The sequence below is a fragment of the Komagataeibacter xylinus NBRC 15237 genome (genome assembly GCF_001571345.1).
In the GTDB taxonomy this organism is placed as follows: domain Bacteria; phylum Pseudomonadota; class Alphaproteobacteria; order Acetobacterales; family Acetobacteraceae; genus Komagataeibacter; species Komagataeibacter xylinus.
Genome location: NZ_BCTP01000003.1, coordinates 161,067 through 169,400 on the forward strand (window position 1 = coordinate 161,067; position 8,334 = coordinate 169,400).

10 protein-coding genes are annotated in these 8,334 nt (G+C 64.8%); 7 read left to right on the top strand and 3 right to left on the bottom strand.

Annotation, left to right across the window (positions count from 1 at the left end; genetic code table 11):
• Positions 1 to 172: 172 nt before the first annotated feature.
• From GXY01S_RS02405 to GXY01S_RS02415, 3 genes are all read left to right on the top strand, one after another.
• Positions 173 to 1,342 (top strand): restriction endonuclease subunit S, encoded by a 1,170-nt coding sequence (locus GXY01S_RS02405; protein WP_061271787.1) that lies wholly within the window; start codon positions 173 to 175, stop codon positions 1,340 to 1,342.
• Between the two features lie 254 nt (positions 1,343 to 1,596).
• Positions 1,597 to 2,646: an AI-2E family transporter gene (locus tag GXY01S_RS02410; protein WP_061271788.1), complete on the top strand. Its 1,050-nt coding sequence runs from the start codon at positions 1,597 to 1,599 to the stop codon at positions 2,644 to 2,646.
• Between the two features lie 7 nt (positions 2,647 to 2,653).
• Positions 2,654 to 4,270 (top strand): class I SAM-dependent DNA methyltransferase, encoded by a 1,617-nt coding sequence (locus GXY01S_RS02415; RefSeq protein WP_061271789.1) that lies wholly within the window; start codon positions 2,654 to 2,656, stop codon positions 4,268 to 4,270.
• On the opposite strand, the gene mtnK is transcribed toward GXY01S_RS02415, so the two are convergent.
• Entirely contained in the window at positions 4,260 to 5,504 is a 1,245-nt protein-coding gene (gene mtnK, locus GXY01S_RS02420; protein ID WP_061271790.1) for an S-methyl-5-thioribose kinase, read from the bottom strand. The genes GXY01S_RS02415 and mtnK overlap by 11 nt on opposite strands.
• Before the next feature lie 162 nt (positions 5,505 to 5,666).
• On the opposite strand from mtnK, the gene bfr reads away from it, so the two are divergent.
• Positions 5,667 to 6,155: a bacterioferritin gene (gene bfr / locus GXY01S_RS02425; protein ID WP_061271791.1), complete on the top strand. Its 489-nt coding sequence runs from the start codon at positions 5,667 to 5,669 to the stop codon at positions 6,153 to 6,155.
• Here bfr and GXY01S_RS17880 read toward each other — a convergent pair.
• Positions 6,124 to 6,297, bottom strand: a complete 174-nt coding sequence (locus tag GXY01S_RS17880; protein WP_156470283.1) for a hypothetical protein — start codon at positions 6,295 to 6,297, stop codon at positions 6,124 to 6,126. The two genes, bfr and GXY01S_RS17880, sit on opposite strands and share 32 nt — an antisense overlap.
• Before the next feature lie 54 nt (positions 6,298 to 6,351).
• Entirely contained in the window at positions 6,352 to 6,987 is a 636-nt protein-coding gene (locus GXY01S_RS02435) for a hypothetical protein (RefSeq protein WP_061271793.1), read from the bottom strand.
• Between the two features lie 148 nt (positions 6,988 to 7,135).
• Between GXY01S_RS02435 and GXY01S_RS02440 the strand changes: the two genes are divergently transcribed.
• The 3 genes from GXY01S_RS02440 to GXY01S_RS02445 form a co-directional block, all read left to right on the top strand.
• Complete coding sequence (locus GXY01S_RS02440) at positions 7,136 to 7,585, top strand: Fur family transcriptional regulator (RefSeq protein WP_061271794.1); 450 nt, start codon at positions 7,136 to 7,138, stop codon at positions 7,583 to 7,585.
• Positions 7,586 to 7,640: 55 nt separating this feature from the next.
• Positions 7,641 to 7,871: a hypothetical protein gene (locus GXY01S_RS17885; RefSeq protein ID WP_129551259.1), complete on the top strand. Its 231-nt coding sequence runs from the start codon at positions 7,641 to 7,643 to the stop codon at positions 7,869 to 7,871.
• On the top strand, positions 7,872 to 8,334 hold a 463-nt coding region (locus GXY01S_RS02445), incomplete at its 3' end, for a sodium:solute symporter family transporter (protein ID WP_408884311.1).

An 8,334-nucleotide genomic window follows, 5' to 3' on the forward strand; every position in this document is an offset into this window, starting at 1 on the left:
TGCTTCACCCATGGCCCCGCCAGAGCATGATCGTGTGCGGCACGCGGTATGGTGCTTGGGGTGGGGTTTATACGAGCCGATAGCGCACGGCCAGCAGCCATGAGGCGCAAATGCCTGTCGTAATGTATTTTTTATATGGCGGCCCCGCCACGGCCAACAGTAAGGAGGGGGCATGAAGTGCGATGACAGCCTGCCTCAGTCATGGCCCGTGGTGCCGCTAGGCGCGCTGGTTGAATGCCTTGATGCACGCCGCGTGCCCCTTAACCGCGCGCAGCGCGCACAACGTCCGGGGCGGGTGCCCTATCATGGGGCCAGTGGCGTGACCGGGCATGTCGATCAGGCGCTGTTTGATGGCGCGCTCGTGCTGCTGGGCGAGGACGGCGCGCCGTTTGCCGACCCCACGCGTGATGTCGCGTTCTTTCATGAAGGGCCGCTATGGGCGGGCAACCATGTGCATGTGCTGCGCCCGCGCGCGGGCGTGGATGGCCGCTTCGTGGCGCATGCCCTCAATACCCTGTCCTACGGCCCGCATGTGGAAGGCGCCACCCGTGCCAAGCTGACGCGCGCGCGCATGAACAGCCTGCCTGTTCCCTGCCCTTCCCTTGCCTGCCAGCGCCTTGTGGCCAACCGGCTGGAAGAGTGCGTGCGTCGCATTGACGGGCAATTGCGTGTGCTCGACGGGCTTGATGAACTGGCGCGCGAGCAGGTCCGGGCCATCATCACGCAGGCCACGGCAGCATATGGCACGCGGCGGCTGGTAGGGCATGTGTTTGACATTATTGGCGGTGGCACGCCCGCCACGACCCAGCCTGCCTACTGGGGCGATGATGTAACGTGGCTGACGCCAGCGGACCTGCCCTCCGGTGCGCCTGACCGGGTCACGCGCGGGCAGCGCGGCCTCTCGGCGGCGGGACTGGCGGCATGCCGGGCCATCATGGTGCCTTCGGGGGCGCTTGTGGTGTCAACCCGCGCCCCTGTGGGCCGGGTGGGGCTGGGGTGTGGTCCGCTTGCCGTCAGCCAGGGGTGCAAGGCTCTGGTGCCGCGCGGGCATGCGGTGGACCAGCGCTACGCGGCGCTGGCGTTATGGGCGGCCGGGCCGGAACTGCGCCGCCGCGCGGGGGGCAGCGTCTTCCCCGAGGTGGATACGCTCACGCTGGCCTCGCTGGAACTGGTCCTGCCGCCGCTGGCAAGCCAGCGCAGGGTGGCGCAGGCGGTGTGGGCACAACTGGAGCAGGTTACGGCACAGGCTGATGAACGGGTGCGACTGAGGGGCCTGCTGCATGAATACCGCATCGCCGTTCGGCAGGCGGCGATGGGGGCAGGCTCCCGCTCCCCTGCATGAAGGCACCCAAGAACCGCCCCTTGCCCCACGGGTAGCCCGGGCATGCTGCGTCCGGGCTGGAAAGGGAAACGGGCGGGTCATGGACCAGCCTGCGCCTGCGTGGGCAAGATGGATGGTGTCTTTTTGTAAACCACACCTTTACCCTGTGCTGCCATGACCAAAAGGGTGCAGGCCCTCTGCCACGACGCGTGGCTTGTCTGTCATTGCGTTTTATTGCAGCTTTTCATGAACCCCAGCAGGATAGAGCACACCATATGGAAGAAAACCGGAGCCGGACCCAGTATATCGGCACCTTCATATTCGTCTGTGCGGTCCTGCTGTTTTCCGCATGGATCGAACAGTCATTCCTGTTTGCCTTCGTGTGGGGGGGCATCCTCACCATCACCACCTTTCCGCTCTATACCCGGCTTGTGGGGCGTGGCATGGGCTGTGGGGTGGCGGCAGGGCTGATTGCTACGGCCATCTTCGCGCTGCTGGCCGTGCCCATGATCGCCATGGCCGTGCGGGCGGGGCTGGAGCTTCCCTCGCTCATGGCGTGGGGGCGCAGCGCATTGCATGATGGCATTCCCGTCTCGCCGCAGGTCAATGAAATCCCGCGCATTGGCCCGAGGCTGGCCGGGCTGTGGCAACGGTACCTGTCCGACCCTGATGAACTGCGGCACTGGACCGGGGTTGTGTCGCGCATGGTGGCGACCGGCGATGGCCGCGAACTGCCGCACCGCCTGATGGAAATGACCGAAACCTTCGTCATCGCCACGCTGTCGGTCTATTTCTACCTCCATGCCTCACGGACGCTCATTGCCGATATCCGCGCGGTCGGGCAGCATTTTCTGGGCGAGCGCGCGCGTGACGTGATCCGCAACACCGTGGGCGCGGTGCGCGGCACGGTGGCGGGGCTGGTGCTGGTGGGGCTGGGCCAGGGCGTGCTGGTGGGCATTGGCTACTTCATTGCAGGCACCCCCCACCCCGCCCTGCTCACGCTGGTGACGGCAGTGGTCAGTGTCATCCCGTTCTGTGGTCCGATCCTGCTCTGCGTGACCACGCTCATGACCTTTGCCGCCAATGGCGTGATGCAGGCGGTGATTGTGGGTGTGATCGGCACCATTGCCTATGGTGCGGGCGACCACTTCGTGCGCCCCAAGCTGATCAGCGGCAGCACCAGCATTCCCTTCCTTGCGGTGCTGACGGCCATTTTAGGGGGGCTGCATGTGTTTGGCCTGCTCGGGCTGTTCATCGGGCCTGCGGTCATTGCCGTTGCCCTGTCGCTGTGGCGCACGGCGGCGGCGGAAGAACGCGCCCGTTAACCGGCCCATGACCGCGCCCCTGCTGTCAGCCACGGCCATATGGCGCATCGCAGGCCAGTTGCGTCGCGTGTTGCAACCGGTTGAATATGGGCCAGCCATACTGGCCTTTACCGTGTTGCGGCGGCTTGAGCAGGCGCGGTCGCCCGCGCGGGGCGACCTTGCGGCCATTGCCTGCGCGGCCGACCCGCTCAGGGTGCTGGCGGGGCAGCTTGCGCGCCTGCCAGCCGCCATGCGCGACATCATGGCGCAGCTTGAGGTCGAGCGGCTGGCGCGCAAGCTGGCGGCGGTTGACATGCTCGGCCCGCTGGCCGCGCATTTCGCAGCCCTAGACCTCTCGCCTGCCCTGTATGGCAGCGAAGCCATGGCCCGGCTGTTTGAGGTACTGGTGAGCCATTTCACCACCACGCAGGGTACCGGCACGCATTACACGCCGCCGGAGGTTACGGACCTGATGGTCGATCTCGTCTGCGCCGCGGATCGGCCTGGCCCTCCTCTCGCGCTTTATGACCCGGCCGCCGGTACCGGCGCCCTGCTCGGTCGCGCGGCTGACCGGCTGCACGCACGCGGGGTCATGGCGGATCTGTACGGGCAGGAGCTTAACCGGCAGTCCTGCGCCCTGGCGCGTGCCGACCTGCTGCTGCGCGGGTTCAGGCCCCGGCAGGTGGTGCAGGGCGATACGCTGCTGGCCGATGGCCATGCCCGGCAGCGTTTTGGCCGCATGCTGGCCAATCCGCCCTTCGGGCTGGACTGGCGTGGCATTCGCGCGTCCATACAGGCGGAGCATGCGCTGGGCGCGCGGGGGCGCTTCGGGCCGGGCCTGCCGCGCGTGTCGGATGGATCGATGCTGTTCATGCTACACCTGCTGGCCAAGATGCGCGCGCCCCGCCACGGCGGCAGCCGGATTGGCGTGGTGACGCATGGCGCCGCCCTGAATGGTGGCGGGGTGGAGAGCGGCGAGTCCGCCATTCGCCGCTACCTTGTCGAGCATGACCTGATCGATACGGTCATTGCCCTGCCGCAGGATATGTTCATCAATACCGGCATCGGCACTTATGTGTGGGTGCTGGATAACAGCAAGCCTGCTGGCCGCCGCGGTCTGGTCAGCCTGATCAATGCGGTGCCGCTATGGCGGCGATGCAGCCGCAGCCATGGCGAGAAACGGCGCGAGATGACGCAGGCCCAAGTGGCTGCTGTCGTGCAGGCAGCCCTTGATGGCGCGGTGCTGGACCTCGAGGTGCGCGACGGCCCGGATGGCGCGCCTGCTTCATGGCGTCTTACGCCCCCCGAAGCGGACGTGCCGCAGGGGCGACGCGCCGGTTTTTCACGCCAGTTACCGGCGCGGGAATTTTTATATCGCAGCCTGAGCGTGACCTGTGCGGATCACGCGGGCGCACCCACCCGCACGGCGTTCACCACCAGCATGGAAACCGACCCGCAGGACTGGTTTGACCGCCTGATCGCCCCCCATGACCCCACCGCCCGGCTGGACGCGACGCGGGCGGCCATTGGCTGCGCCATTTCATTTGCCCGGTATTTCGACACATCCGTGCCCTGTCGCGCCCTGCCTGAAATCGAGGCCGATCTGCGCGCCGCCATGGCCCGGCTGGCGGCCCTCATGCCCTGATTGACAGGCCCTTGCGCTCATTCTCCTCCAGGCAGGACAGGAAATCCGCAATCGTGCGCATGTCCGCCAGATGGTCGAGCACGTAATAGGCGAAGGCCAGCGCGCCTGCGCGGCAGGTGGCGCGCAGGCGGGGATCGGTAATGCTGTCGAAATCCGCCGTATGGGCGTAGCCTATGAGGCGGCGGATAATCTCGATGGCGGCAAAGCCGATGGTGTCGCCCATCACCTCATCCATGAAAGCCTGCTGCGCCACATGGGCCGCCGGACCATAGGCTAGCGGGCGCAGGGTGCCGGGCGGCGGGGCGTCATCGGCGTTCCACAGCGCCGTGAACTGCGCGTGAAAGCTGCGCCAGAAGCCGTCAATATCGCGCAGCACCGCCTGCCGGGCCGCAAGGTCGGGTGTTGCAAAGAAATGCAGCACGAGGTTGCCCACGAACATGCCGCAGTCAAACCCGATGGGACCATATAGCGCGAACTCGCCATCGATTACCCGCGTATCATCCGCCGTGCTCATGATCGAGCCTGTATGCAGGTCGCCATGCAGCAGCGCCTGTGGTTGCGACAGGAAGCGCCGCCGCAGGTTTTCAACCGCCAGGAGCGTTGCGGCACTGGTGCGGATGTCGAGCACGATGGGGCTCAGGGCCGAGTCATGCCAATGATTGCGCGGGTGGTCGCGGTACGGGTCGTCAAACACCAAGTCGAGCGTGATGCGGGTCAGGGCCTGGTTGGCGGCAAAAAGGCGGCGGGCGTCAAACACATCCTCGAACGGGCGGGCGAGCAGCGAGGTGCCAAAACAGGCCCGGGCCACGAACATGCCAATGCGCGGCGCCACCTCCGGCCAGTCCGCGCCCTGCATCAGCGCCGTGCGCAGCACGGTGTGGCCGGACAGGCTCTCGACCACCAGCACGTAAAGTACCGGGTCGAAATGCAGGTATTCGGTGGTCAGCCCCCCCACCAGCGGACCGATGGCACAAAGCCATGCAGCCTCGAAATGCGTGCGGTCGAGCGGCATCTTCCAGCTCGGGTCCACGCGCACATGGGGTAGCGACTGCTTGAGGCACACCTCGCCCGCAGGCCCGGTGATGAGAAACACGTTGTTGAGGTTGCCGTCACTGACCTCACGCACCTGCCACTGTTCGGCCAGGCCGCCAAGGCGGGTGGCAATGGCGGGCAGACCGGCAAGGAATGCGCGGATGCCGCCTGCATCAAGTGTGCGGTAGCTGGTCTGGTCCATATGACTTGCCCCTGCCCTGCGTAATGGTCGTGCCCTGTATGTGGCCCGGCCGCAGGGTCGCGCGCAGGGCGGGGTTATGCAACGCTTTTTTGTAATTGCGTTGCGGCCTGTCACGCAGTAACCCGTGAGGGGTATTATATAGTGCAGAACAGGAAGACGGACATGCCCATCAAAGACCCCAAGGTTATCGAGCACCTGAACACGCAGCTGACCAACGAACTGACGGCAATCAACCAGTATTACCTGCATGCCCGCACGCTGCGCCACTGGGGCGTGACCCTGCTGGGCAAGAAGGAATACGAGGAATCCATCGAGGAGATGAAGCACGCCGACTGGCTGATCGAGCGTATCCTCTATCTCGGTGGCCTGCCCAACGTGCAGCGCTACAATACCATTCTCGTGGGCCAGGACGTTGAGGAAATCCTCAAATGCGACCTGAAGCTGGAAGAAAAGGCGATTGGCGACCTGCGTGAAGGCATCGCCTATTGCGAGAGCGTGCGTGACTACGTATCGCGCGACCTGCTGCTGCGCATCCTGGTGAACGAGGAAGAGCACGAGGACTTCCTCGACCGCCAGTTCGACCTCATCAGGCAGCTTGGCCTGCCGCAATACATCAAGCTCAACTCCGCCCCTGCCCCCGATCAGGAATAATCCCGCCACGATGCGGGTCCACCGGCTGCTCATGGCCGGTGGCGGGCGGCGCGCCTTCCTGCCAGGCAAGGATGTCGAGCAGGTCGAGGAAAGCATTTTCCATGAACCGGCGCGCCTGTCGGATCGATACGATGGGTGGCATTCCTGTCATCCTGCCCTGCCGGGGCCGCACGATCGTGTGGCCCCTTTGGTGTTTTTATAGCCCGCCCGTCTGCACGCTCGCGGCAGGGCTGGGCCACATGACCTGTGCGCGCCCCATGTCACCGTGGTGCCAGCGCATGGCCGCAAGGCAGCCCGCGCCCACGGGCTGGGCCTGGGCTGCATGGGGCTGGGGTGTGGGTTGCGCCGTAACGGCCTTCATCTGGCGCGGGGTTGCTACGGGCACCCGGTTGGAGGCCGCCAGCATGTTGCCCCGCCGGGGCAGCCAGTACCCCGCCCCTGCAAGGCACGCGCCGAGTTGCGTAATGGCGGCGGCAAAGGGCGAAAGCACATGATGGTGAACGAAGACGGGCCGGAGCATGCGCCGCACCTCGCCCTCGCGCCCTTCCTGTGCGGCGGTGGCGGCGAGCAGAAAGCGGTTTTCCGTGCCGGTCAGGTGCGTGGCCGAGCAGATCGCTACATCCACCGGCGCGCGCTGGTAGGCACGCAGGCGGTTCATGGCCATGTGGAACGCCTCGATCACGACGGCAAAATCAGCCCGGAAGCACGGTAGCGCCAGCCCGGGCGCGGCGCGCGTGGCATCACCCTGCCCGCTCAGGCGGCGCACGCACCAGACCAGCAGGCGTTCGCTTGATGAAAGATCATTCATGAAAACTGTGGTGTTGGTCATCATCCGCTCGGGCCATGGCGTGACCCGCTCCCTGAATGTGTTCGTGAGACCTTATTAATGAGAAAGATTATCATTTGCAATTAAAATCGACAGCCTGAACCGCTTATCCCTACTGGACCGGGCCGGTCTGTATGCATTATGCTATGAGGTGATGAAAGAGCCGACTTTTCCCGATTCCCCCCTGGCCGACCTGTGCCGTGAACGCGGCCTGAAACTGACGGGCCAGCGCAGGACGATTGCCTTCGTCCTGTCGGACAGTGATGACCACCCGGATGTGGAGGAACTGTACCGCCGCGCGGTGGAAGTCGATCCGCGCATTTCCATCGCCACGGTGTATCGTACCGTGCGCCTGTTCGAGGAAAACGGCATTCTCCAGCGCCGTGACTTCGGTGGCGGTCGGGCGCGTTATGAAGTGGCCGATGGCGATCATGGCGATCATTACCACCTGATCGACGCCGATAGCGGCAAGGTGATCGAATTCGAAAACCCCGAGCTCGATGCCCTGCTGGACAATATCGTGCGCGAGATGGGGTATGACCTTGTCACTACCCGCCTCTCCGTTGTGGGCCGCAGGAAGACAAAGCCGCGCGGCAATGGCTGAAAGCGGCGCTTCGCCTGCTTGCCCCCTTTCCCCCTGACCACAGGGCCTGATACGCGTGCCAGACATCCCTGATAACGCCCGTGAGTCGCTACCTGCCACCACGCCACTTACGCTCGTTGTGGGTATGGGCCTGCCCTATGCGTTAGTTATTGTCGGTTTCCTGCTGTTTGAGCATGTTGATGGCGTGGTCTTTGGCTTTCCGCTGGCGGTGGCGTGGCTGTTTGCCTGCATGGTGCTGGTGCCCTGTTGCATGGCAGTGGCATGGTGGCTGGGCCGGGTGCGCTAAATGGAATTTCTCAGCTTTGGCATGGTCATTGCCGCCTCCATTGCCCTTGCGGTGTATGCGCGGGTGCGGTGCGGCAGCGGCAATGCGCGTGATTTCTTTGTCGCGTCCGGGCAGCTCGGGGGGCTGCTGGTCTTTTTTCTGACCATTGGCGAGACCTATAGCATCGGCAGCGTGCTGGGCTTTTCCACCGGCGTGTACCTGCATGGCGCGGCGTTTGCCGGGTGGTTCATGGGGTATATCCTGCTGTCCTACCCTGTGGGGTTCGTGCTTGCGCCGCTGTTGTGGCAGTTGGGGCGCAGGACGGGCAGCATAACGCTGGCCGATATTTTTCGTGCGCATTTCAGCAGTCGCCTGCTCGAAGTCGTGGTGGCGGCCAATGCCGTGGCCTTTTTGCTGCCGTTGGGGCAGATGCAGTTTACCGGCCTGATATCGGTCATGCGCAGCCTGCACTGGCATGTAATAC